Here is a 24,916-nt window from a genome sequence, read left to right as displayed (position 1 = left end):
CGCCCGGGGCTGCCGCCGCCCTTCGGCGCCGAACGCACGGTGTCGTCGAGTTCGAGGAACTCGCCGGCCTCGTGACGGACGCCGGGGTCACCGACGTCTTGGTCGTCGGCGGCGTCGGCACCTGGACCGACCGTGGCGGCGGACTCGAAGCCGCCGCGCCGCGCCTGAGCGAGGCGCGCACCCGGGAGCTCGCCACGCGGCTGGTTGCGCTCGGCGGACGCCACGTCGACGAGACCACGCCGTACGCCGACGTCCGGCACGGCGACGGGATCCGGGTGCACGTCGTGCTCGCCCCGGTCTCGGTCGGTGGCACGGCGATCTCGATCCGGCTCCCGCACCCAGACCGGCCGACCCTCGCTGCACTCGACCGCGCCGGCACCTTCGAGCACGTGCCGCGCTCCGTCGTCGAGGCCGCCGTGCACCAGCGCCGCAACGTCCTGGTCACCGGTGCCACCGGCAGCGGCAAGACCACCCTGCTCGCCGCGATGCTCGGCGCCGTCCCGGCCGACGAGCGGATCGTCACGGTCGAGGACGTCGCCGAGCTGCGCATCGCCCATCCGCACGTGGTCGCACTCGAGGCGCGGCAGGCGAACGCCGAGGGTGTCGGCGCGCTCGGGCTCGACCGGCTCGTGCGTGAGGCCCTGCGGATGCGTCCGGACCGGATCGTCGTGGGGGAGTGCCGGGGCGCCGAGGTCCGCGAGCTCATGTCCGCGCTGAACACGGGCCACGACGGAGGTGCCGGCACCGTGCACGCGAACGGTGTCGCGGACGTCGCCGCTCGGCTCGAGGCGCTCGGCGCCCTCGCCGGGCTCGGCGTCGAGGCGCTCGCCCGACAAGCGGTCAGCGCGTTCGACCTGGTGCTCCACGTCGAGCGTCGGGCAGGCGGACGACGGCTCGCTGCGGTGGGCGCGTTCCACGTCGGGGCGGACGGGAGGCTCGGGGTGCGACCGGTGGACGGGGCACCGTGAGCAGGGGGTCGCCGATCCGCCGGCGTCGTGGCCGGCGTCCCGTGCCGTTCGACCCGGCGCGCGTCGCCGGCACCCTGGACCGGGTCGCGACGCTCGTCGCCGCCGGGGTCCCGCCGCCGCGGGCCTGGGAGCTCGTCGGCAGGCTCCCCGCCGGGACCACTCCCGCGTCCGCGGACATCGCCGTCGTCCTGCGGGTCGCGGACCGGACCGGCGCCCCTGTCGCGGAGACGCTCGGGGCACTCGCCGGCGCGCTCCGCCGATCGGCCGCGTCGGACCGGGCGATCCGGGTCGCCCTCGCCGGCCCGCGCACCAGCGCCCGCGTCGTCCTGGCGCTGCCGTTGTTCGGCCTCGGACTCGGGGCCGCGTGGGGGTCCGGAGCCGTGCAGGTCCTCACGAGCTCGCCGCTCGGCTGGGTCTGCTCGGCGCTCGCCACCGTGCTCGTCCTGTCCGGGCGCGCCTGGACCGCGCGGCTCGTCCGGTCGGCGACGCCGGACGGACGCGTGCCCGGGGTCGTCCTCGACGCCTGGGCGGTGGCCGTCTCGGGCGGTGGTTCGTGGATCGCCGCCGGCGAGGCGGTCCGTCGTGCCGCCGACGGGATCGTCCCGCCGGCTGCCGACGTGGTCCGCCTGCGCGAGGTCCTCGACCTGGCCGTGCGAGCGGGCGTGCCCGCGGCGGGACTGCTGCGCCGCGCCGCGGAGGACGTCCGTGACGACGCTGCTGCCGCTGGCCTCGCCGCGGCCGAGCGCCTGGCCGTCCGACTCGTGCTGCCGCTCGGTGTCTGCGTCCTGCCCGCGTTCGTGCTCGTCGGGGTGGTGCCGGTCGTGGTCGGCGTCCTCTCCTCCACCGTCGTCGGTGCGCGATGACCTCTCCACAGATGCCGCTCGAGGCCCCGATCGTGCGGTGGCCACGCGCGACGCTGGGATCACCGCAACAGAAGGGACGAACAAATGAGCACCACCCCGAACCGAATCCGTCGCACCAGCCGCGTCATCGACCGGCTCCGCGCCGTCGCGCAGGACGACCAGGGGTCCGCGACCGCCGAGTACGCGGTCGTCATCCTCGCCGCCGTGGCGTTCGCCGGCGTGCTCGTCGCCGTCATGCGCTCGGGCGAGGTGCAGACCATCCTCACCGAGCTCGTCCGCGGTGCCCTCTCGCTGTGACCAAGCGCGGCGCTCTGACCGGGGCTCGGTCACGGTCGAGTTCGCGGTCGTGCTGCCCGCCGTCGCACTCGTCCTCACCCTGCTCGTCGCGGCCGTGCTGGTCGTCGACGGACGAGGACGCCTGCAGTCGGCCGCCGCGGCAGCTGCGCGCGGCGTCGGGCGCGGGGACGACGGCGTCGGACTCGCCGCCGCCGAGCGGATCGCGCCCGGATCCTCCGTCACGGTCCGGCGCACCGACGACCTGGTGTGCGTCGACGCCACGCGCGGCGGCACCGGTCCGTTCTCGGCACTGCCGCTCCGGGCGACGGCGTGTGCTGCGGCCGGGGGACGCTGACCGCGAGCGCGGTTCGGTGACCGTGCTCGTCGCCGCCGTCCTCGGCGTCGGGGTACTCGTCGCGTCGTCGGCGCTCGCCGCCGCCGGACACCGCACGCAGGCAGTCCGGGCCGGGGATGCGGCCGACACCGCCGCGACCTCGGCCGCTGCGGCGTCCGTCGGACTCCTGACCGGCTCGCCGTGCGACGTCGCCGAGCGGGTCGCACGGGCGAACGGCTCGGCCCTCGTGGCCTGTGACCTCGCCGCCGCGACGGCCCGGGTGCGGGTGGTCGTCGGCTCCGGACCGTTCGCCGTCGGCGCGTCCGCGGTCGCCGGTCCGGCGGACGACCACCCCGACCACGGTGTGTATGGTGTGCCTGTCGGCCACCGGTCACCGATGTCCCGGGCGACCCGGACACGTTCGTGTCCAGGGCCGACCAGCACCACGGATCAAGGAGACACGTGCCAGGCACGAAGAAGCTCGTGATCGTCGAGAGCCCTGCGAAGGCGAAGACGATCGCGCAATACCTCGGTGACGGATACGAAGTCCAGGCCTCGGTCGGACACATCCGCGACCTCGTCGAGCCCAAGAACCTGCCGGCCGAGCTCAAGAAGGGCTCCCTCGGCAAGTTCTCGGTGGACGTCGACAACGGCTTCGAGCCGTACTACGTCGTGTCCGACGCCAAGAAGAAGACGGTCGCCGAGCTCAAGCGTGCGCTGAAGGATGCCGACGAGCTCTACCTCGCAACAGATGAAGACCGCGAGGGTGAAGCGATCGCCTGGCACCTGCTCCAGGTCCTCAAGCCGAAGGTCCCCGTCAAGCGGATGGTCTTCCACGAGATCACGAAGGAGGCGATCCAGCGTGCGCAGGAGGCCACCCGTGAGCTCGACACCGCCCTCGTCGACGCACAAGAGACCCGCCGCATCCTCGACCGTCTCTACGGGTACGAGGTCTCGCCGGTCCTGTGGCGCAAGGTCGCCCCCGGCCTCTCCGCCGGTCGTGTGCAGTCCGCCGCGACCCGGCTCGTGGTCGACCGCGAACGCGAGCGGCTCGCCTTCGTCTCGGCCAACTACTGGGACCTCTCCGCTCGGTTCGAGAAGACAGGGGAGTCCTCCTTCTCGGCGCGACTCGCCCGGCTCCAGGGCACGCGCGTCGCCTCGGGACGCGACTTCGACGACCGCGGTGCGCTCAGCGGTGACGTCGTGCGTCTCGACGAGGCCGCAGCCGCCTCGCTGACCACCGTGCTCGAGCGCGCCGGGGACGCCACCGTCCGCAGCGTCGACTCGAAGCCGTACACCCGCCGTCCGGCGGCACCGTTCACCACGTCGACCCTGCAGCAGGAGGCAGCGCGCAAGCTGCGCCTGTCGCCGCGGCAGACGGCGCGTGCGGCGCAGACGCTGTACGAGAACGGGTACATCACCTACATCCGTACCGACTCGGTCTCGCTCTCGAAGCAGGCGATCGACGCGGCCCGCAAGCAGGCGGCCGACCTGTACGGCGCCGCGACAGTGCCGGACAAGCCCCGTCTGTACGCGAGCAAGAGCAAGAACGCGCAAGAGGCCCACGAGGCGATCCGTCCCTCGGGCGACTCCTTCCGCACCCCGCAGGAGCTCCAGGGCACGCTCACCGGTGTCGAGTGGCGGCTCTACGACCTCATCTGGAAGCGCACCGTCGCGTCCCAGATGGCGGACGCCAAGGGTTCGACCGCATCGATCGTGCTCGGCATCTCGTCGACCGAGTCGGTCGAGGGCATCACGTCGACCGCGAACGGCACGGACGCCGAGTTCACCGCGTCCGGCACCGTCATCACCTTCCGCGGGTTCCTCAGCGCCTACGAGGAAGGCCGCGACGAGGACCGCCACGAGTCGAGCGAGCGTGCCGGTCAGGACGTCGCACTGCCCGACGTCAAGCAGGGCGAGCACCTCGAGGTGCACGACGTGCTGGCGAAGGGGCACGACACCACGCCCCCGCCGCGCTTCACCGAGGCCAGCCTCATCAAGACGCTGGAAGAGCTCGGGATCGGGCGTCCGTCGACCTACCCGACGATCAGCCCGACGATCATCGACCGCGGCTACGTGTCCCTGCGCGGCACCCAGCTCGTGCCGAACTGGATCGCGTTCAGCGTGGTCCGGCTGCTCGAGGAGTACTTCGGCGAACTGGTGGAGTACGACTTCACCGCCGAGATGGAAGAGGACCTCGACCGGATCGCCCGCGGCGACGCGGACCGGGTCGACTGGCTCAAGGGCTTCTACTTCGGTGGTGGCGACGACGACCAGCGCGGCCTGCGGACCGTCATCGACAACCTCGGCGAGATCGACGCGCGTGAGATCAACTCGGTCGAACTCGCACCGGGCCTCACCCTGCGGATCGGTCGCTACGGCCCGTACATCGAGGTGCCGAGCGACGACCCGGAGAAGCCGCGTCGCGTCAACGTCCCCGAGGACCTGGCACCCGACGAGCTGACCGTCGAGAAGGCCAAGGAACTCGTCGATGCTCCCGTCATCGGCGACCGCGTCGTGGGCATCAACCCGGACACAGGCAAGGAGGTCCTGGCGAAGGACGGCCGCTTCGGCCCCTACGTGACGGAGCGCACCCCCGAGCCCGAGCCCACCGTCGACCCGAAGACCGGCGAGGTCGTCGACGCCACGGCCGCCGCCCCGGAGCCCGCAGCGGCCGAGGCCCCCGCCGAGACGACGACCGGCAAGAAGGCCCCGGCGAAGAAGGCCCCGGCGAAGAAGACGACGAAGAAGGCCGCGGCGCCCAAGGAACGGACCGCCTCGCTCTTCAAGTCGATGGACCCGGCGACCGTCGACCTCGAGACCGCGCTGAAGCTCCTCGACCTGCCCCGCGTCGTCGGACAGGACCCGGAGACCGGCAACGACATCACCGCGCAGAACGGTCGCTACGGCCCGTACCTGAAGAAGGGGACGGACACCCGGACGCTCCCGGGCGAGGACGCGATCTTCGACATCGACCTCCCCGGTGCGCTCGAGATCTTCTCGCAGCCAAAGTACGGCGGCAACCGTGCCGCGAGCTCCGCGCTGAAGGAGTTCGAGGCGGACCCCGTGTCCGGCAAGCCGATCAAGATGAAGGACGGCCGCTTCGGCCCCTACGTCACCGACGGCGAGACGAACGCGACGATCCCGAAGGGCGAGGACGTCGAGGCCGTCGACCACGCCCGTGCGGTCCAGCTCATCGCGGACAAGCGTGCCAAGGGCCCGGTCAAGAAGAAGACGCCGGCCCGACGGGCGCCGGCGAAGAAGAAGTGACCGGACGGTTCATCACGCTCGAGGGCGGCGACGGCGCGGGTAAAACGACCCAGGCCGAGCTGCTCTCGGCGTGGCTCGTCGAGCACGGCCGGACCGTCCTGCGCACCCGCGAACCCGGCGGCACCGATCTGGGCCTCCGGATCCGCGAGATCGTGCTGCACGAGCGTGGGCACGTGTCGCCCCGAGCCGAGGCGCTGTTGTACGCGGCAGACCGCGCACACCACGTCGAGACGGTGGTGCGTCCCGCGATCGCCCGCGACGAGGTCGTGCTGCAGGACCGGTACATCGACTCGTCGGTCGCCTACCAGGGCGTCGCGCGCGGCCTCGGCGCCGAGCACATCCGCTCGGTGTCGGAGTGGGCGGCGGACGGCCTGGCGCCGGACCTGACGATCCTGCTCGACCTCGACGTGACGGTCGGACGCGCACGGGTCGCCGCGGCCCGTGGCGACACGTTCGACCGTCTGGAGTCCGAGGCCGAGGCGTTCCACGAGTCGGTGCGACGGGCCTTCCTGGACACGGCGGCGGCCGAGCCCGACCGCTTCCTGGTGGTCGACGCCGGCGGTTCCACCGAGGACGTGCAGCGTGCCATCCGTGCCGCGGTGGCCCCGCTCGTCGCGATCGACCCGGCATGACCGTGGTCGCCCGCAAGGTGGTGATCGCCCGCATGACGGTGGTCGCTGACAGGATGGTCCCGTGAGCGTGTGGGACGGCCTGACCGGTCAGGAAGAAGCAGTCGCCTCCCTCCGGAACGCCGCGGAGTCGACCGACGGCACCGGCGGCATGACGCACTCGTGGTTGATCACGGGGCCGCCCGGGTCCGGCCGGTCGAACGTGGCGACGGCGTTCGCCGCGGCCCTCGTGGGCAACGGTCCCGACGACGACCACACCCTGCAGCAGATCACCGCGAAGACCCACCCCGACGTGTCGGTGCTCACGACGCAGCGCGTGATCATCACGATCGACGAGATCCGGCAGCTCGTGACCTCGTCGTACTACTCGCCCTCGGTCGGTCGGTACCGCATCGTCATCATCGAGGACGCCGACCGCATGACGGAACGCACCTCGAACCTGCTGCTCAAGGCGCTCGAAGAACCTCCGGAGCGCACCGTCTGGATCCTCTGCGCCCCGAGTGAAGCCGACCTGCTGCCCACCATCCGCTCGCGCGTCCGCTCCGTACGCCTCCGGGTCCCCGGCATCGAGTCCGTCGCCGACCTGCTGGTCGCCCGCACCGGCATCGACCGCGCCCTCGCGATGGACGCAGCACGGCAGGCGCAGAGCCACATCGGCATGGCGCAGCGCCTGGCGACGAGCGAGGACGCCCGCGATCGTCGCCGCCGCACCCTGACGACCGTGCTCGGCGTCCGGAGCGTCGGCGACGCCGTGATGGCCGCCGCCGACCTGCTCGCCGTCGCCGACGAAGACGCCAAGGCCATCACGCAGCAGCGCGACTCCGAAGAACGCGACGCCGCACTGCGATCGCTCGGCATCGAGCCCGGCGGGACGATCCCGCCGGCCCTCCGCTCGCAGCTCCGGCTGCTCGAGGACGACCAGAAGCGCCGTGCGACCCGCAGCCTGCGCGACGGTCTCGACCGCATCCTGGTCGACGTGTCCTCGCTGTACCGCGACCTGCTCCTGCTCGGTCTCGGCGCTCCGGCGGAACCCGTCAACCTGGCGATGCGCGACCACCTCGACCAGGCCCTGCAGTCGGTCACGCCGGCCGCGGCGCTCGAGGTGCTCGACGCGATCGCCCTCGCCCGGCAGCGGATCGCCGCGAACGTGGCGGCGTTGCTCGCGCTCGAGGCGCTGCTCGTCACGATCGCCCGCGTCCGGCGCTGACCGCGACGGGCCTCTGCCCGCGGCGAGCGGGGCATGGGACAATCACGGCATGCCCGACGCTGAACCCGGCCTGCGCGAACGGAAACGCCGCGCCACCCGCCGCGCCATCCAGGCGGCCGCGCTCCGCATCGCGATCGAGGACGGCCTCGGAGCGGTCACCGTGGACGAGATCTCGCGTCGAGCCGACGTCTCACCCCGCACGTTCTTCAACTACTTCCCGAGCAAGGAACAGGCGATCCTCGGGGACGACCCGGAGCTGCCCGATGACGCCGCGCTGCAGGAGTTCGTCGACGGGGGACCGGACGGCGACCTGCTGTCGGACCTCGGTGCACTGCTCGTGCACTCGACGCAGGAGCTCATCGAGGAACGCGGACTCATCGAGGAACGGCAGCAGGTGCTCCGGGCGAACCCCGAACTGTTCAGCCGACGCATGGAGTCGATGAAGGAGTTCCAGGCCGAGATCCAGGCGGCGGTCGCCCGGCGGCTCGAACGCGAGGACCCCGAGCTCGCCGCGGACCCCGACGCGCTCCGTCGTCGGGCGCGCCTGGCGTCGATCGTGGCGCTCGGTGCGCTCCGGCACGCGTGGTGGGAGTGGTCCGGGTCCGAAGCCGGTTCGCACCTGGTCGACGAGCTCCGCAGGTCCTTCGCCGAGCTCGGCGTGCTCGTTTCGCGTTCACTCGTCTGAGCCTGTATAGTCATTGATCGTGCCGCTCCGGGTTCGGAGCGAGCGCGCCGCCTTAGCTCAGTCGGTAGAGCGATTCACTCGTAATGAATAGGTCGTCGGTTCGATTCCGACAGGCGGCTCGGAACACATCCCCGGTCACGGATCTGCAACAGGTCCTGACCGGGGATTTCTGCGTCTGCGGGAAACCGCACCCCTTGGCTCCGGACCAGACAGCGGGGGAGGACGCGGGTTAGCCTCGTCAGGACGCGGGGATCCCCGCGACCGACCACCTGCACCGCCCCGTACCCCCTCGGCGGACGACCGACGGAGGTACCGTGTTCAAGCGTGCGACGACCGTCGTCCTGGTGGCTGCTGCGGCTGCTGCGCTGGCCATCACGGCCGCCGCGGTGCCGGAGTCGCGGGCGACGTCATCGGCGGCCCCGGCCGGCGCATCGAGCAGCAGCGCGACCCCGACCCCGCACCCGACCACGGTGGCCACCGATCCGACCATCGGGCGCACGCCGACCTTCTCGGTGGACTTCGACACGCCGGCTGCGGCGAACGGCCCGTTCGCGGCGACGTACGCGCAGTCGTGGCAGCCGTACCCGGACGCTACCGGCGGCAAGTACTGGTCGAGCAAGATGGTCAGCGCGCACGACGGGTACATGGACATCGCCCTCGACGGCGAGCACGGTTCGGCCGGCACGTTCGGCACCCCCGAGGACGCCTGGTCGCACGTCGGCGGGTCGTTCAGCATCCGCGCCCGTGCCACCGGCGGCGACAAGAACGGCGCAGCGATCATGCTCTGGCCGACGTCGAACGACTGGGCGGACGGCGAACTCAACTACCCCGAGGGCAACTTCGACGGCTCGCCGCGGGTGTTCCACCACTCGATGCTGGCCGGGGACGAGAAGGCGTCGGACAACTACAACACCCGGGTGTCCTGGCGGGACTGGCACACCTACACGACGGAGTGGATCCCCGGGCGGGCGATCCACTACTACCTCGACGGCAAGCTCGTCTTCACGGTCGCGCGGAACGTCCCGACGACCCCGCACCGCTACATGGTGCAGGTCGGCAACTGGGGCAAGGCCGGCAACCTGCAGATCGACTGGGTCCGCACCTACGACGCGCAGTGACGGGCCGCGCCGGCCCGCTCCCCGTTCTGGGGCTGCGCCGGACCGCCGTCGTGCGGGACGATCGAACCGAAGCCACGTTCTCCGTTCGAAAGGTCGTCATGCTCCTGTCACTCGTCTACATGAGCGCCGCCGACGAACCCTTCGACCAGCCCCGCCTCGACGCGCTCCTCGAACACGCCAGGGCCCGGAACGCCGCATCCGGCTTGTCCGGCCTGCTCGTGTACAAGGACGGCCGCTTCATGCAGCTGCTCGAGGGTCCGGAGGCCGCGGTCCTCGAGACCTACCAGCGCATCACCGAGGATCCCCGACACACCGACGTCGGGCTGCTCGTCGAGGAGCGGATCCACACGCCGCGGTTCGGCGAGTGGACGATGGCGTTCGACCGCGACCACGAGACCGCGCTCCCCGACGGCTTCGACACGTTCCTGTCCGACGGCGATCGGAGTGCGGACACCAGCAAGGCGCGAGCGTTGCTGCGCTGGTTCCGCACCCACCCGATGGCCGCGCCCGACGCCGCACTCGGCAAGCACCGGCGCTGAAGGTCAGGGCAGGTAGTACGTCGGGTTCGGCAGCTTGACGCTGCGGTCCGCCGAGCCCCCGAGCAGGTCGCTGTACTGGTCGCCGAAGTTCGCGACCACGTCGTAGCGGCCGCCCGATCGTGACTCGATGTGCGCCCGGGTCTGCGACTTGTACTCGACGGTGGTGCACTTCGCCGTGGCGCAGGTGATGTACGACGGCTGCTGCGACGCCCCGACCCCGGTCCACTTCGTGTAGTACGTCTCGGTGCCGCGCTTCGTCGCCGAGAACTGCGGGTAGCCGGCGCGCTGCAGGTTGTCGATGGTGGCGGTCTCCTGATCGGCGTTCCGGCCGGTCAGCCCGATGACCGTGCAGCCGGAACGCTGTGCGATCGACACGAGCGAGGTCATCGACGGGGTCGCGGGGAACCGTTCGTCCTGCACCCACTCGTCCTGCAGGGCGGGGTCGAACACGAAGTGCATGTCCGCGACCTCCATGTCGTAGGTCCAGAGCGTGGTGTCGTCGGCGTCGAGCACGATCGCGGGGTTGCGGTGCAGCTTGCGGCCGACGGCGCACTGGGCGGCGACGACGGGGGCCTGCCGCCGGACGAGGGACCGCATCTCGCGGATGTAGGGGGAGTCGGTGCGGTTCGCGAGTCCGGTGCCGGGGTCGCCGTAGTAGGTGGCGATGGTCTTCTTGACGGAGTCGATGTTCGGGATGCCCTCACCGGACTGCGTCGCGCCGGAGGAGCCGTCGGCCGCCATCGTGAACTGCGTCCGTGGGGACAGTCGGGGCTCGGAGACGCCGGGCAGATCGGTTGAGGGGAGGTAGTAGGTGGGGTTCGGCAGCTTGAGGGACCGGTCGGCGTACCCGCCCTGCAGGTCGCTCCACTGGTCGCCGATGTTCAGCGTGATGTCGTAGCCGAGGTCCTGCTCGATGTGCTTGCGGGTCAGGGCCTTGTACTCGACGGTCGTGCAGCTCGCTGCGGCGCAGGTCACGTACGACGGCTGCTGCGAGGCGCCCTTGCCGGTCCACTTCGTGAAGAAGCGGTCCTCGGTGAAGGCGGTGTAGCCGACCTTCGACAGGTTCTGCACGGTCGCGGTCTTCTGATCGTCGTTCCGGCCGGTCAGTCCGAACACCGTGAAGCCCATCGCGGCGGCGCGGTTGACGAAGCCGACCATGGACGGGGTGGCGGCGAAGCGCTCGTCCTGCACCCACTCGTCCTGCCGTGCGGGGTCGAACACGAAGTGCATGTCCGCGACCTCCATGTCGTACGTCCACAGGGTGGTGTCGTCGGCGTCGAGGACGATCGCGGGCTTCTCGCCGTGTCGGACGGCACGGTCGTGGATGCGCTGCAGCGACGCTCCCTGGCGGGCGACGATCGATCGCATCTCGCGGATGTAGGGGGAGTCGGTCCGGTTCGCCAGACCCGTGCCGGGGTCGCCGTAGTAGGTGGCGATGGTCTTCTTGACGGAGTCGATGTTCGGGATTCCCTCGCCGCCCTGCGTCGCACCGGACGTGCCGTCGGCAGCCATCGTGAAGTGCGTCCGCGGCGTCAGGCCGGCGTCGGCGGAGTGCCCCGGCGAGTGTCCCGGTCCGCGTCCTGGGTCGCCCCACCCGTGTGCGTTGGCCGGACCGCCGACGAGGGTGGACGTGAGGACGATCGCGGCGCTGGTGGCGACGACGGAGAGGACGGAACGGCGCATGGAGGACCTGCACACCTTCGACTCGGGGAGGAGTGACCCCCGGATGGGGGATCGTGGAGCACGTTAGCTGGCAATCACCAGTGGAGTCCATACCAAAGTGCTGCGGCCAGTCCTGGTAGACATGGCCGCATGACGGTTCGCTGGGGAGTCATCGGTACGGGCGGCATCGCCCGGTCCTTCGTGGGCGACTGCGTCGCCGCGGGCATCGAGTTCACGGCGGTCGGCAGCCGCACCCGGGACGGTGCCGAGGCGTTCGCGGCGGAGTTCGGCATCCCACGGGCGCACGGCTCCTACGAGGACCTCGTCGCCGACGACGCGGTCGACGCCGTGTACGTCGCGACCCCGCACGTCCGGCACGCCGAGGACGCCCTGCTCGCGATCCGCGCCGGCAAGCACGTCCTCGTCGAGAAGGCCTTCACGATGACGGCGGCCGAGGCGCGGACGGTGGTCGATGCTGCCCGTCGAGCGGGCGTCGCGGTGACCGAGGCGATGTGGACCCGGTTCCTGCCGCAGATGGCGATGATCCGCGAGGTCCTGGCCGAGGGGCGCATCGGCCGGCCGGTGCTCGTCGAGGCGACGCACCACCAGGCCCTGCCCACCGACCCGTCGCACCGGCTGCGCGATCCCGCCCTCGGCGGTGGAGCCCTGCTGGACCTGGGCGTGTACCCGGTGTCCTTCGCCGTCGACGTGCTGGGGGTGCCCACCTCGCTCGTCGCGGCCGGCACGCTGAGCGAGCAGGGTGTCGACACGCAGGGGGGCATCGTCCTGACGCACGACGGCGGTGCACAGTCGGTGATCCACTTCGGGATGGACGTGCGCAGCCCGAACACGGCCTCGGTGATCGGCGAGTCGGGGCGCATCGACGTCGACTCGACCTGGTACACCCCGACGACCTGGCGGATCCGAGACCGCGACGGCGTCGTGGTCGAGGAGTTCGACGCGCGCGAGGAGCTCGCCGGCTACGGCCACGAGGCGCGCGCGTTCGAGGCGATGGTCACGTCCGGCGTGCACGAGGGCGGTCCGATGGACGCCGAACAGTCGGTCGCGATCATGGCCGTCATGGACGAAGCCCGCCGCCAGGTCGGCGTGCGCTACCCCGCGGACGACGCCTCCACAGCGCCCTGATCCGGGTCGCGTCGTCCACATCGGGACGATCCGGCCTGGAGGCTCCTGCCGCAGTTCCGTAGGATCGGTCGCGATGTCCGAGCAGCAGCCCACCCCGCCTTCCGTACCGGAGCGTGTCCGCGCCGCCGTCGCGGCCGCGCGCGCCTCCGCCGTGCGCCGCCCCGTGCCCTGGATCGCCGGTGGCCTCGCGGCCCTGCTCGTGGTCGGTTCGGGCGGGGCCGTCGCGGTCGCGGCGGCGATGACACCGGACACGGGCACGACGGCCGCGCCGGCGACCACGTCGAGCGCGACCTCGACACCGAGCCGCTCGACCGCCACCACGAAGCGACCGACGAGCACGCCGACACCGACCCCGGACGCCCGCGCCGTGCCGAAGGACCCGGCCGGCCCGTCCGCCCTGCGCACCTGCTCGATCGCGGGCGCCGCGTCGGCGAGCGGTCTCGGCGCGTTCGAGGGGTACGTGATGGACGCGAAGACGGGCGAGGTCCTGTTCTCGAAGGACGGCGACAAGGCTGCCCAGACCGGCAGCGTCATGAAGACCCTGACGACGGCGACGGCGCTCGCGGTGCTCGGCGGCGACCACCGCATCCCGACCACGGTCACGCAGGAGTCCGGCGGGACCATCGCGCTGGTCGGGCACGGTGATGCCACCCTGTCCGCCGGCAACGGCACGGTCTACCCGGGGGCCCCGACGCTCGCGCAGCTCGCCCAGCAGGTCAAGGCGAAGGTCGGCGACACCCCCGTCACCACGATCGTGACCGACGACACGTACTGGAGCGACGCCGACGCGTGGGACCCCACGTGGCCGGTGTCCGAGCGCACCATCGGGTACCAGCCCGAGGTCACCGCGCTCATGGTCGACGGTGACCGGGCGAACCCGGCCGCGGCGACCTCGCCCCGGTCCGAGGACCCGGTCGGCCGTGCAGGCGCCGCGTTCCGCACGGCCCTGGCGAACGCCGGGGTCGCCGGGGCGGGGTCGGCACAGATCGTCAAGCGCGCCACGACCAGCACGGACACCATCGCAACGGTGTCGTCGCAGCCGGTGTCGACGCTGATCGGGCAGATGATCCCGAACTCGGACAACACCCTCGCCGAGATGCTCGCCCGGGTGTCGTCGAAGGAGTCCGGCTCGAACGGGTCGGCGGCCTCGCTGACCACGGTGTACCAGTCAGCGCTCGGCTCCTACGGCGTCGACCCGGCCGGCATCGTCATCAAGGACGGCTCGGGCGAGAGCGCCGCGAACGCCGTGTCGCCGAACTTCGTCGCCCACCTCATGGTGCAGGTCGCCGCCGGTGCGAAGGGCCTCGGTACCCTCGCGAACGCCCTGCCCGTGTCGGGCCAGTCCGGCACCCTCGCCAGCCGCTTCACCGGCGCGAACGCCGTCGCCCGCGGCAAGGTGCACGCGAAGACCGGGTGGATCGACAGCGCGAACACGCTCGGCGGGTACATCGACGCCGCGGACGGATCACGCTTGACCTTCGCGTTCTACGCCATCGGGTCGTCCCGCGCGGCCGCGCTGCCGGCGCTCGACGCCGTGACCGCGGCGGCCTACTCGTGCGGGAGCAAGCTCACCGACTCCTGAGTCACCGGGTGTTGGATGGGCCCATGGCACGGGCTCTCCTCATCGTCGACGTCCAGAACGACTTCACCGAGGGCGGTGCGCTCGGGGTGACCGGCGGCGCGGCCCTCGCGGAACGGATCAGCGCGTTCCTCGGCCGGCACGCCGAGGAGTACGACCTGATCGTCGGCTCCCGCGACTGGCACCACGGCGACGACGACAACGGCGGACACTTCGCCGGACCGGAGGGCCCCGACTTCGTCGACACCTGGCCCGTGCACTGCGTGGCCGGCACACCGGGCGCCGAGTACCACCCGGAGCTCGACACCGAGCCGATCGACGTCGACGTCTTCAAGGGCCAGGGCACGCCGGACTACTCGGCGTTCCAGGCACGGACCGAGGCGGGCGTGCCGTTGCCGGAGATCCTGACCGAGCACCGGGTCCACTCCGTCGACATCGTCGGCATCGCCACCGACCACTGCGTCCGGGCCTCGGCCCTCGACGCCCGCGCCGCCGGCATCGACGTCGCGGTCTACGAGGACCTGGTCGCCGGCGTCGACGATGAGCGCAGCGCCCGCGCGCTCGACGACATCCGAGCGGCCGGCGGGCACGTCGACCGCAGTGACATGGACGAGGGGCTCGCGAACCCCGGAGGAGCACAGCTGTGACCGACACCAGCACCGAGACCAACACCGACACGAGCACCGACACGAGCACCACGACCGGCGACCTCACCACGATCGTGGGCGACGACCACGTCACCGTGCACGGCGTCCCGACGGGCCTGTTCATCGGCGGATCCTGGCGCCCGTCGACGAGCGGCGCGACGTTCGCCGTCCGCGACCCCTCGACCGGCGACGTGCTGGCCGAGGTCGCCGACGCCACCCCCGAGGACGGCATCGCCGCGCTCGACGCCGCGGTCGCCGCGCAGCAGGAGTGGGCGGCGACCGCACCGCGCCAGCGTTCCGACGTACTGCGCCGCGCGTTCGACCTGGTCCGCGCCCACGAGGACGACCTGGCCGCCCTGATGACGCTCGAGATGGGCAAGCCCCTGGCCGAGGCCCGCGGCGAGGTGGTCTACGGCGGCGAGTTCCTCCGCTGGTTCTCGGAGGAGGCCGTCCGCATCGGCGGCGACTACCGCACGAACCCCGAGAGCACCGGACGCGCGATCGTCCTGAAGCGTCCGGTCGGCCCGGTGTACGCGATCACCCCGTGGAACTTCCCCCTCGCCATGGCGACCCGCAAGATCGGCCCCGCACTGGCGGCCGGCTGCACGGTCGTCGTGAAGCCGGCGGAGCTCACGCCGCTGACCACGCTGTTCCTGGTCGAGCTGTTCCGCCGTGCCGGGCTGCCGGACGGCGTGCTCAACGTGGTGCCGTCCCTCGACGCCAAGGGCCTGTCCGAGCCGATCATCGCCGACCGCCGCCTCCGCAAGCTCACCTTCACCGGATCGACGCCGGTCGGGTCCGCGCTCCTCAAGCAGGCGGCGGACAACGTGCTCAAGACGAGCATGGAGCTCGGCGGCAACGCCCCCTTGCTGGTGTTCGACGACGCCGACCTCGATGCCGCGGTGGACGCCGCGATGCTCGCGAAGTTCCGGAACGTCGGCGAGGCCTGCACGGCCGCCAACCGGTTCTTCGTGCAGGAGGGCATCGCCGACGCGTTCGTGGCCGCCCTCACCGCGAAGGTCGACGCGCTTCGCATCGGCCGGGGCACCGAGGACGGCACGACGATGGGCCCGCTCATCGACGACCGTGCGGTGGACAAGGCCGCCGGACTCGTCGACGACGCGGTCACCCGCGGCGCTCGGCTCGTCACCGGCGGACACCGCGTCGAGCGGCCCGGCACCTACTACGCGCCCACGGTGCTCGACGACGTGCAGCCGGGGTCGGAGATCCTGACGACCGAGATCTTCGGACCGGTCGTGTCGATCACCCGCTTCGCGACCGAGGACGAGGGCATCCGGCTCGCCAACGACACCGAGTTCGGGCTCATCGCCTACGCGTTCACGACGGACTTCCCGCGCGGGCAGCGGCTCGCCGAGCGTCTGGAGACCGGGATGCTCGGGCTGAACACCGGCGTCGTGTCGAACGCAGCGTTCCCGTTCGGCGGGGTGAAGTCGTCCGGCCTCGGACGTGAGGGCTCGCACGAGGGCATCGAGGAGTACCTCGAGACCGTGTACGTGCTCACCCCGGACCCGTTCGCCGCCTGAACGGGCCCGGCAGCGGGGCTCAGACCAGCAGCTGGTGCTTCGCCAGGTCGCGGTAGAGCGGCGTCGACTCGACGAGCTCGGAGTGTGTGCCAGCGTCGACGACCCGGCCGTGCTCGAGCACGACGATGACGTCGGAGTCCACCACGGTGGACAGCCGGTGCGCGATGACGAGCAGGGTGCGGTCTTCGGCGACGGCGTCGATCGCCAGCCGCATCTTCTGCTCGTTCACGCCGTCGAGCGACGACGTCGACTCGTCGAGCAGCAGGATCGGGGGAGCGGCGAGCAGCGCGCGGGCGATGGCCAGCCGCTGACGCTCGCCGCCGGAGAGCATCACGCCGTCCTCGCCGACCTGGGCGTCGAGCCCACGCGGGTCGCGGTGCAGGACCTCGCCGAGGTTGACCGCCTCGAGCACGCGGACGCAGTCGTCCTCGGTCGCGTCCGGCGAACCGAGCAGCAGGTTGGCGCGGATGGTGCCGGCGAGTACCGGGGCGTCCTGCTCGACGTAGCCGATCTGGGCGCGGAGCTCCTGGCGGTCCATGCCCCGGACGTCAATGCCACCGAGCCGGATGACGCCCTCGGTGGGGTCGTAGAACCGCTCGATCAGGGCGAGGGTCGTCGACTTGCCAGCACCCGACGGGCCCACGAGTGCCACCCGCGAGCCGCGGGGGACACGGAACGACACGTCGTGGAGCACCACGTCGTCGGCCGGACGCTCGTCGGCGAGGCGATCCGGGCCTCCCGGTCGATCCACCGCGCCGGACGCGACGGCGCCGTCCGGACCGGACGCATCCGCTGCAGCCGCGTACCGGAACGTGACGTGCTCGAACGTGATGGCGTCGTCGGAGGCGACCGCGGCGGCGGGGCGCGCAGCGGCGTCGTCCTGCGCCTCGGTCGGCAGGTGCAGGATCTCCTCGATCCGGCCGAGCGCACCGAGCGCCTGCGCGACCGCGACGGCGGCGCCCATCGCCTGGCCGAGCGGCATGATCATCATGAAGAGCAGCAGGATGAACGTGATGAGCGTGGCGATGGTGATGGTGCCCGCGGCGACCTGGGCCCCGCCGACGCCGAGCACGGCGATGAACGCCACCTGCATGACGATGCTCGCGACCGGCACGACGAACGCGGACATCTTCGCGATGTCGAGGCCGCGCTGGTAGGCCTCGGTCGCGTGTCCGTCGACCTCGTGCACCTCGCGCTCGGTGGCACCCGCCGCGCGGATCGTGCGGACGGCGCCGATGCCGCGCTCGACGGCCGCGGTCAGGTCGCCGACCTTCTCCTGCGCACGCTTCGACGCGATCCGGATGCGCCGGCTCAGTCCGCCGACGACCACGATCGCGACCAGGACGATGACGACCACGATCACGAGCAGCAGCGGGTCGATGATCGCCATCGCGATGATCGCGCCGATGAAGGTGAGGGCGCCGCCGATCGACTCGATCAGGCCCTGGGTCAGGACGGCGCGCAGGAGCGTGGTGTCGCTGCCGACGCGGGACACCAGGTCACCGGTGCGACGGGTGTCGAACTCCGAGATCGGCAGGTTGAGGATGCGGGCGATGAGCTTGCGGCGCGTGGAGAGCACGACGCCCTCGCCTGCACGCTGGAGCAGGAAGTGCTGCACACCGTTCAGGACGCCGGCGACCAGGACGAGCCCGACGAGCAGCCAGACGAGCGTGCTGAGCGTGTTGCCTTGCTGCACCGCCGTGACGACCTGGTTGACGAGCAGCGGCTGCGCGAGCGACGCCCCGGCGCCGAGGATGCTCAGCACGATGATGACGACCATCGCCGGCTTGTTCTCGAACAGGTAGGACAACAGGCGGCCGAAGGTGGCGCGGGGGCCGTCGGTCTTCTTGGGGCGCGCGAAGGGGAGACTCATCGTGTTCCTAGTTTCTGCCGTACTTCTTGTGCACTGCCTGTCGGCTGACACCGAGCAGGGTCGCGATCTCCTGCCACGACGCCCCGGCGTTCCGGGCGGCACGAGCAGCGAGCTCTTCGGTCCGGTCGAGTTCACGGCGGAGCTCGCGCACGCTGGCGAGGGCGGAGAACGGGTCGTCCCCGGAGGCGCCGGCCGCGAGGCTCGTGATGGTCGGTCGGTCCATGGCTGTCAACCTACATTGACGCACTGACGTCTGTCAACCTGAGTTGACGGACAGGCTGGTGCGACGGCGTCTTGCGCCGGGAAGTGGGCGTGCGCGCACGAAGGACGGGAGGCCCGGTGCCAGCTGGCACCGGGCCTCCCGTCCGTCTGTGGTCGCGTCTCAGGCGTCGGCGAACTCCTTGCTCTTCGTCTCGCGGACGAAGAGCAGCGCGACGAGCGTCACGACGGCGGCGATCGTCAGGTACAGCCCGACCAGGAAGATGTTGCCGTCGGCCTTCCACAGCGCCAGGGCGATCGTCGGCGCGAGCGAGGCACCGAGGATCGACGCGACGTTGTACGCGATCGCCGAGCCGGTGTACCGGACGTTCGTCGGGAACAGCTCCGGCAGCAGCGCACCCATCGGTCCGAAGGTCAGTCCCATCAGCGACAGCCCGACGATGAGGAACGTCACCACCGTGATCGGGCCCTGCGACGCCGCGAACCAGAACTGGAACGTCAGGCCGAACAGCGCGATGCCGATCGTGGTCGGGATGAGGGTCTTCCGGCGCCCGAACTTGTCGGCCAGGATGCCGGCGATCGGGGTGAAGATGCCGAAGAACACGACGCCGATCATGAGCAGCGTCAGGAACTCACCGCGGCTGTAGCCGAGGCCGACCTTCGGGACGAGCGGACCGGCCTCGGCACCGGTGGTGCCGTACGACAGCGTGAACGTGGTCATGAAGTAGAAGAGGACGTACGTCGCGACCATGCCGAACGTGCCGACGATGAGCGCCTTCCACGAGGTGCGGAACACCCGGCCCAGCGGGATCTTCGCGACCGTGCCGGACTCCTGGACGCCGCGGAACACCGGCGACTCGACGAGCTTGAAGCGCACGTACAGGCCGACGATGACGAGCACCGCCGAGAGCAGGAACGGGATGCGCCATCCCCACGCCTGGAAGTCGGCGTTCGGGGTGCCGTCGGCACCGGCGGGCATCGCGGCGTTGATCGCGATGAACAGGCCGTTCGCGAGCAGGAAGCCGATCGGTGCGCCGAGCTGCGGCATCGAACCGAAGACGCCGCGCTTGCCCTTGGGGGCGTTCTCGGTGGCGAGCAGTGCCGCACCGGACCACTCGCCGCCGAGGCCGACGCCCTGGGCGAATCGCATCACGGCGAGCAGGACCGGCGCCCACACGCCGATGGTGCTGAACGTCGGCAGGCAGCCGATCAGGAACGTCGCGGTGCCCATGACGAGCAGTGATGCGACGAGGGTGGTCTTGCGGCCCACCCGGTCACCGAAGTGCCCGAAGATGATCGACCCGATCGGCCGCGCGAAGAAGGCGAGGGCGAACGTCACGAACGACGACAGCTGCGATGCCGTGGGGTCCTCGTTCGGGAAGAACAGCGTCGGGAAGACGAGGACCGCGGCCGTCGCGTAGACGTAGAAGTCGTAGAACTCGATCGAGGTGCCGACGAGGCTGGCGATGACGACGCGCGAGCGCGGGTTGCCTGCTGGTGCCGGAGCTGAGGTCGGGGTTGCTGGTGCCGGTGCGGCGGTCATGGGTGTCGTGTGGTCTTCCGTGGTGCGCACTCCTGGCAGGGAGCACGGATACCCGAAACGGCGGACACCGATCGGTTCGCGCAGGGTGGCGCGGGCACCGATCGGGTGCGTTCGGTTGGTGGGGGACCGCTTGTGACGGAAGACAACATCGTACGACAGATGTCGCCCACCTGCGAATCAGCCCAGAGTCAGCTGGCGGCTCCCGCGCCGGCGCCCGCCCCGGCGCTGGCGCCGGCCTCGAGGTGCGCGGGCAGCCGGTGCCCCATCCGGTCGCGCTTGGTGTCGAGGTAGCCGGCGTTCTGCGCCGAGACGCCGACGACCAGCGGCACGAGCGACTCGACGGTGATGCCGTGCTCCTCGAGCTGGCGACGCTTCTCGGGGTTGTTCGAGAGCAGCCGCACGCGGGTGATCCCGAGCTCGGCGAGGATGCCCGCGGCGCCGCCGTACGCACGGGAGTCGGCCGGCAGCCCGAGCGCCAGGTTGGCGTCGAGCGTGTCGAGTCCGTCTTCCTGCAGTCGGTAGGCCTTGAGCTTGTTGATGAGCCCGATGCCGCGTCCTTCCTGCCCGCGCAGGTAGACCACCACGCCGCCCTCGGCAGCGATCGTGTCGAGCGCGGCGTCGAGCTGGGGCCCGCACTCGCACTTCAGTGAGCCGAACGCCTCTCCGGTCAGGCACTCGGAGTGCACGCGGACCAGGGCGCCGTCGGACGGGGCGGACCCGTCGGGCAGCGCGCCGATGATCGCGACGTGCTCCGCGCCGGTCACGAGGTCGCGGTAGGCGCGCATCTGGAACGTGCCGTGGGTGGTGGGGACGTTCGTCGACACCTCGAACTGGACGGGGCTGCCCGGGGTGGAGGAGGTCAGCGCATCGGTCATGGGGTGCTCCGGTCGTTCGTGGGCCCGTCGTCTCCGAACCCGGGTGCTGCGTCGTGCTGCTGCGGTGTCTGCTGCTGCGCTGTCTGTGCTGGCGCTGTCTGTACTGGCGCTGTCTGCGGTTGCGCTGTCGCGCTGCGCTGCGGTCGGGCTCGGACCAGCAGGTCAGGGCCCAGGCTGGTGGTCGATAGTACGTCCAACCGCCGACGCCCGGACATGCTTCCCACCCCGAGGTCGTCGAGGGCGACCCGGGGCCCGCCGAGCAGGATCGGGGCGACGTACACGAGGTACTCGTCGACGAGCCCGGCGGCGATGAGCGCGGAGGCGACGGTGGGGCCGCCCTCGACGAACACCGAGTGCACGCCGTGCCCACGCAGGGCAGCGAGCGACGCGGCGAGGTCGTGCCCCGGCAGCGTCACGAGCCCGCGGGGGTGTCGCCGGACCGCGGCGTCGTCGGGGACGGCGCGGTCACCGAGCACGACCGCGAGCGGCTGGTCGGCGAGGAGTTCGCCCGCGTCACCCCGAGCGGTCAGGCTCGGGTCGTCGTCGAGCACGGTGCCGGTGCCGACCAGGATCGCGTCGTGCGCGGCACGCTGCTCGTGGACGTGCTGCCGGGCTGCGGCGCCGGTGATCCACTTGCTCGTCCCGTCGGCAGCCGCGGCGCGGCCGTCCAGGCTCGAGGCCCACTTCACGGTCACCCACGGACGTCCGAGGCGGACCGACAGGAGCCACCGTTCGAGGAACGCCTCGGCCTCGTCGGCGAGCACACCGGACACGACGTCGACCCCGGCGGCGCGGAGCCGGTCGGCACCGCCGTGCACGTCCGCGCCCGGATCGTCGATCGCGTACACGACACGGGCGACCCCGGCCTCGATCAGGGCGACGGCGCAGGGGCCGGTGCGGCCGGTGTGGTTGCAGGGCTCGAGGGTGACGACGGCCGTCGCGCCGCGCAGCTGTGCCGGGTCGACCTTCGCCATCGCGTCGACCTCGGCGTGCGGGGTCCCGGCACCCTTGTGCCACCCCTCGGCGAGGACGTCGCCGGCGGGGGAGAGGATCACCGCGCCGACCCGCGCGTGGTCGCCCACGACGGGCCCGAGTGCCGCGAGTTCGAGCCCGCGGCGCATCGCCCGGACCTCGGTGGGTCGTGCCGTGTCGCTCACGGATCGAGCCTACCGGCGGCGGATCGGTGACGCGTCATCGTCGGGAACGCGGCGTCATGGGGGACCGGGTCACGGGACGCGGCGTCATGCGGGACCGGGTCACGCGGCGTTGCATCACGAAGCGTCGGGCCACGGGAGGTCCGATGCGGGCGCACCGTCGGCCCGGCGCAGGGCGGTCCAGGCGGTCGTCGGTCCGCCGTCGCGGCCGGGGATCCGGGCGGGCCCGACGCCGGTGAACGAGAACCCGGCGCTGCGGGCGACCGCGGCCGACGCCGTGTTGCCCTCGTAGCACTCCCAGTAGACGTCCGGAGCCCCGTCGGCGACGGCCCAGTCGACGACGAGCTCGACCGCTTCGTGCATCAAGCCGGCGCCGCGGGCCGAGGGTGCCAGCCAGAACCCCAGGTCGCGGCCGGCCGTGCGGTACCCGATGATCCCCTCGAGCCAGGAGGACCCACTGCGACGGATCGCCCAGGTGTACTCGCGGTCCGACGCCCAGCCGGGTCCGACCAGGGCGTCGACGAAGGTCCGTGCGTCCTGTTCGCGGTACGGCGTGGGGATCGTCGTCCAGCGGACGATGTCCGGGTCCTGGCAGGCGTCGGTGATCGCCGCGGTGTCCGCCCGGGTCGGGACGTCGAGTCGAACCCGGGCGGACTCCAGCGTGACCGGTAGCACGGTCAGCCGCGCGAGCGCGGGACGAACCCGATCCGGTCGTACACGCGCGCCAGGGTCTCCTGCGCGATGGACTCGGCACGGTCCGCGCCGACGGCGAGCAGCCGGTCGAGCTCCGCGGGGTCGTCGAGCAGCTCGAGCGTGCGGGTGCGCACCGGCTCGAGCTCGGCGACGACGGCGTCGGCGACCGCGCCCTTGAGGTCTCCGTAGCCCTTGCCCGCGAACGATGCCTCGAGTTCGGCGACGGGGGTCCGGCTGAAGGCGGACAGGATCGCGAGCAGGTTCGTCACGCCCGGCTTCGCCTGCCGGTCGGAGCGGATCTCGCGCTCGTCGTCGGTGACCGCCGACTTGATCTTCTTCGCGGTGCGCTTCGGGTCGTCGAGCAGCCGGATCAGGCCGCTGTCGGACGCCGCCGACTTGCTCATCTTGCTCGTCGGGTCCTGCAGGTCGTAGATGCGCGCCGTCTCGGTGCCGATGCGGGCCTCGGGCACGACGAACGTGTCGCCGAACCGCGAGTTGAAGCGTCCGGCGAGGTCACGGGTGAGCTCGACGTGCTGACGCTGGTCGTCGCCGACCGGTACGACCTTGGTGTCGTAGAGCAGGATGTCCGCGGCCATCAGGACCGGGTACGTGAAGAGCCCGACCGACGCGGCCTCGGACCCCTGCCGCGCCGACTTGTCCTTGAACTGGGTCATCCGGCTCGCCTCACCGAACCCGGTGAGGGTGTTGAGCACCCAGGCGAGCTCGGCGTGGGCCGGGACGTGTGACTGCACGAACAGCGTCGACTTCGTCGGGTCGATGCCCGACGCGATGTACTGCGCGGCCGTCGCCCGGGTGCTCGCGCGGAGCTCGGCCGGGTCCTGCGGCGAGGTGATCGCGTGCATGTCGACGACGCAGTAGATGGCGTCGAAGTCGTCCTGCAGGTCGCGCCACTGCATGAGCGCCCCGACGTAGTTGCCGAGGTGCAGCGAACCGGCGGACGGCTGGATGCCCGAGAAGATGCGGGTCTTGGTCATGGTGGTGTTCCTGTGGGTCAGGTGGAGCGCAAGGAGTGGGGATCAGAGTTCGTAGTCGACGACCACGGGAGCGTGGTCGGACCATCGCTGGTCGTACGCCGCGGCGCGGTCGACCGTGTACTCCGTGACCTTCGCCGCGAGGTCGGGCGTGGCCATCTGGTAGTCGATGCGCCAGCCGGTGTCGTTGTCGAACGCCTGGCCGCGCCAGGACCACCACGTGTACGGCCCCTCGACGTCGCCGGCCTGCGCACGACCGACGTCCACCCAGCCGAGCCCCGGGCCCGTCGAGCCGTCTGCGCCCTCGACCGGTTCGCCGTCGGCACCGAAGAAGCGCGAGAAGTAGGCACGCTCGCGCGGCAGGAAGCCCGCTCGCTTGACGTTGCCCTTCCAGTTCTTGATGTCGCGCTGGTCGTGCCCGACGTTCAGGTCACCGACGACGACGGCGAGCGGGTTGTGCGCCCGGAGGGTGGGCAGCCGCTCGGTCATGGCGTCGAGGAACTTCCACTTCTCGTCCTGCTTGGGGGTGTCGACCTCGCCCGAGTGGACGTAGGTGGACACGACCGTGACCGTGCTGCCGCCGATCTCGTAGTCGGCCTCGAGCCAGCGGCCGGCGGAGTCGAACTCGTCCGGTCCGAGGGCGACGCGGTGGATCTGGGCGGAGTGTCGCGAGGCGATCGCGACCCCCGCCCGGCCCTTGGCGGTCGCGGGGTCGTGCACGATGTCCCACTCGTCGCCGAGCAGACCGGCCAGGTCCTCGCTCGACGCACGGACTTCCTGCAGGGCGAGCACGTCGACGTCGCGGGTGGCGAGCCAGTCGCCCATGCCCTTGCGGAAGGCGGCGCGGACGCCGTTGACGTTGACGGATGCGAGGCGCAGGCGTGTCATGCCGACCACCTTATCGGCGGGTGCCGACAGCCTCGGACCGCACCGGTTCGAGGTTCCACGACTCGCCGCGTGCCGTTCGCCGAGGTTCCACAGCCCGACGCGGGCGACGCCGAGATGCCGAGATTTCGGAACCCCGGGGCGGGGCGGACGGACGGGGCGGGCGGGGCACGGCGGTGGGGCCGCCGCACGACGGACGGGAGGCACGGTGCCTG

General features: G+C 71.5%; 23 protein-coding genes, 1 tRNA gene and 1 pseudogene. 16 read left to right on the top strand and 9 right to left on the bottom strand.

Annotation, left to right across the window (positions count from 1 at the left end; genetic code table 11):
• Nucleotides 1–71 precede the first annotated feature (71 nt).
• The 12 genes from DEJ14_RS12555 to DEJ14_RS12500 all read left to right on the top strand — a co-directional run bounded on the left by DEJ14_RS12555 (nt 72) and on the right by DEJ14_RS12500 (nt 9,889).
• Entirely contained in the window at nt 72–968 is an 897-nt protein-coding gene (locus DEJ14_RS12555) for a TadA family conjugal transfer-associated ATPase (protein WP_258373181.1), read from the top strand.
• Nucleotides 965–1,831, top strand: a complete 867-nt coding sequence (locus DEJ14_RS12550; protein ID WP_111084214.1) for a type II secretion system F family protein — start codon at nt 965–967, stop codon at nt 1,829–1,831. The genes DEJ14_RS12555 and DEJ14_RS12550 overlap by 4 nt, the downstream gene beginning before the upstream one ends.
• Before the next feature lie 84 nt (nt 1,832–1,915).
• Nucleotides 1,916–2,128 (top strand): DUF4244 domain-containing protein, encoded by a 213-nt coding sequence (locus tag DEJ14_RS12545; protein ID WP_111084213.1) that lies wholly within the window; start codon nt 1,916–1,918, stop codon nt 2,126–2,128.
• Complete coding sequence (locus DEJ14_RS12540; protein WP_111084212.1) at nt 2,112–2,462, top strand: TadE family type IV pilus minor pilin; 351 nt, start codon at nt 2,112–2,114, stop codon at nt 2,460–2,462. Before DEJ14_RS12545 ends, DEJ14_RS12540 begins: the two co-directional genes overlap by 17 nt.
• A gap of 16 nt (nt 2,463–2,478) precedes the next feature.
• Entirely contained in the window at nt 2,479–2,928 is a 450-nt protein-coding gene (locus DEJ14_RS12535; protein ID WP_181437419.1) for a hypothetical protein, read from the top strand.
• Entirely contained in the window at nt 2,904–5,711 is a 2,808-nt protein-coding gene (gene topA, locus DEJ14_RS12530) for a type I DNA topoisomerase (protein WP_111084211.1), read from the top strand. The genes DEJ14_RS12535 and topA overlap by 25 nt, the downstream gene beginning before the upstream one ends.
• On the top strand, nt 5,708–6,343 hold the full coding sequence (tmk, locus tag DEJ14_RS12525; protein ID WP_111084210.1) for a dTMP kinase: 636 nt from the start codon (nt 5,708–5,710) through the stop codon (nt 6,341–6,343). The genes topA and tmk overlap by 4 nt, the downstream gene beginning before the upstream one ends.
• Nucleotides 6,344–6,404: 61 nt before the next feature.
• Nucleotides 6,405–7,547: a DNA polymerase III subunit delta' gene (locus tag DEJ14_RS12520; protein ID WP_111084209.1), complete on the top strand. Its 1,143-nt coding sequence runs from the start codon at nt 6,405–6,407 to the stop codon at nt 7,545–7,547.
• A gap of 49 nt (nt 7,548–7,596) precedes the next feature.
• Entirely contained in the window at nt 7,597–8,232 is a 636-nt protein-coding gene (locus tag DEJ14_RS12515; RefSeq protein ID WP_111084208.1) for a TetR/AcrR family transcriptional regulator, read from the top strand.
• Nucleotides 8,233–8,278: 46 nt separating this feature from the next.
• Nucleotides 8,279–8,351 (top strand) — tRNA-Thr (locus DEJ14_RS12510).
• 195 nt (nt 8,352–8,546) lie between these two features.
• Complete coding sequence (locus tag DEJ14_RS12505; protein ID WP_111084207.1) at nt 8,547–9,350, top strand: glycoside hydrolase family 16 protein; 804 nt, start codon at nt 8,547–8,549, stop codon at nt 9,348–9,350.
• A 98-nt stretch (nt 9,351–9,448) separates the two neighbouring features.
• Nucleotides 9,449–9,889, top strand: coding sequence for a BLUF domain-containing protein (locus DEJ14_RS12500; protein ID WP_123938665.1), 441 nt, complete (start codon nt 9,449–9,451; stop codon nt 9,887–9,889).
• A 3-nt stretch (nt 9,890–9,892) separates the two neighbouring features.
• Here the strand turns inward: DEJ14_RS12500 and DEJ14_RS12495 are convergent, their stop codons facing one another.
• Nucleotides 9,893–11,572, bottom strand: coding sequence for an HAD family acid phosphatase (locus DEJ14_RS12495; RefSeq protein WP_111084205.1), 1,680 nt, complete (start codon nt 11,570–11,572; stop codon nt 9,893–9,895).
• A gap of 129 nt (nt 11,573–11,701) precedes the next feature.
• On the opposite strand from DEJ14_RS12495, the gene DEJ14_RS12490 reads away from it, so the two are divergent.
• The 4 genes from DEJ14_RS12490 (at nt 11,702) to DEJ14_RS12475 (ending at nt 16,467) form a co-directional block, all read left to right on the top strand.
• Complete coding sequence (locus DEJ14_RS12490) at nt 11,702–12,697, top strand: Gfo/Idh/MocA family protein (protein WP_111084204.1); 996 nt, start codon at nt 11,702–11,704, stop codon at nt 12,695–12,697.
• 73 nt (nt 12,698–12,770) lie between these two features.
• Complete coding sequence (gene dacB / locus DEJ14_RS12485) at nt 12,771–14,279, top strand: D-alanyl-D-alanine carboxypeptidase/D-alanyl-D-alanine endopeptidase (RefSeq protein WP_111084203.1); 1,509 nt, start codon at nt 12,771–12,773, stop codon at nt 14,277–14,279.
• Nucleotides 14,280–14,302: 23 nt separating this feature from the next.
• Nucleotides 14,303–14,923: an isochorismatase family protein gene (locus DEJ14_RS12480; protein WP_111084202.1), complete on the top strand. Its 621-nt coding sequence runs from the start codon at nt 14,303–14,305 to the stop codon at nt 14,921–14,923.
• Between the two features lie 71 nt (nt 14,924–14,994).
• On the top strand, nt 14,995–16,467 hold the full coding sequence (locus DEJ14_RS12475) for an NAD-dependent succinate-semialdehyde dehydrogenase (protein ID WP_502868831.1): 1,473 nt from the start codon (nt 14,995–14,997) through the stop codon (nt 16,465–16,467).
• Nucleotides 16,468–16,486: 19 nt separating this feature from the next.
• On the opposite strand, the gene DEJ14_RS12470 is transcribed toward DEJ14_RS12475, so the two are convergent.
• The 8 genes and pseudogenes from DEJ14_RS12470 to DEJ14_RS12435 all read right to left on the bottom strand — a co-directional run bounded on the left by DEJ14_RS12470 (nt 16,487) and on the right by DEJ14_RS12435 (nt 24,704).
• Nucleotides 16,487–18,340, bottom strand: a complete 1,854-nt coding sequence (locus tag DEJ14_RS12470) for an ABC transporter ATP-binding protein (RefSeq protein ID WP_111084201.1) — start codon at nt 18,338–18,340, stop codon at nt 16,487–16,489.
• A gap of 7 nt (nt 18,341–18,347) precedes the next feature.
• Nucleotides 18,348–18,563: a hypothetical protein gene (locus DEJ14_RS12465; RefSeq protein WP_111084200.1), complete on the bottom strand. Its 216-nt coding sequence runs from the start codon at nt 18,561–18,563 to the stop codon at nt 18,348–18,350.
• A 159-nt stretch (nt 18,564–18,722) separates the two neighbouring features.
• The gene (locus DEJ14_RS12460; RefSeq protein ID WP_111084199.1) at nt 18,723–20,102 is read right to left on the bottom strand and encodes an MFS transporter; all 1,380 of its coding nucleotides are present in this window, start codon (nt 20,100–20,102) and stop codon (nt 18,723–18,725) included.
• 188 nt (nt 20,103–20,290) lie between these two features.
• Nucleotides 20,291–20,944: pseudogene (gene ribA / locus DEJ14_RS12455) on the bottom strand (GTP cyclohydrolase II); the annotation flags it as partial.
• Nucleotides 20,945–20,973: 29 nt separating this feature from the next.
• Nucleotides 20,974–22,098: a bifunctional diaminohydroxyphosphoribosylaminopyrimidine deaminase/5-amino-6-(5-phosphoribosylamino)uracil reductase RibD gene (gene ribD, locus DEJ14_RS12450; RefSeq protein WP_258373193.1), complete on the bottom strand. Its 1,125-nt coding sequence runs from the start codon at nt 22,096–22,098 to the stop codon at nt 20,974–20,976.
• Between the two features lie 150 nt (nt 22,099–22,248).
• A complete protein-coding gene (locus DEJ14_RS12445) occupies nt 22,249–22,806 on the bottom strand; it encodes a GNAT family N-acetyltransferase (RefSeq protein ID WP_181437418.1) in 558 nt (185 codons plus the stop codon).
• 2 nt (nt 22,807–22,808) lie between these two features.
• Entirely contained in the window at nt 22,809–23,819 is a 1,011-nt protein-coding gene (gene trpS, locus DEJ14_RS12440) for a tryptophan--tRNA ligase (protein WP_111084195.1), read from the bottom strand.
• 42 nt (nt 23,820–23,861) lie between these two features.
• A complete protein-coding gene (locus tag DEJ14_RS12435) occupies nt 23,862–24,704 on the bottom strand; it encodes an exodeoxyribonuclease III (protein WP_111084194.1) in 843 nt (280 codons plus the stop codon).
• Between the last annotated feature and the right edge of the window lie 212 nt (nt 24,705–24,916).

The sequence above is a fragment of the Curtobacterium sp. MCJR17_020 genome, assembly GCF_003234365.2.
In the GTDB taxonomy this organism is placed as follows: Bacteria; Actinomycetota; Actinomycetes; order Actinomycetales; family Microbacteriaceae; genus Curtobacterium.
The sequence above is the reverse complement of the archived record's forward strand: the minus strand, read 5'-3'. Positions and strand labels throughout refer to the sequence as shown.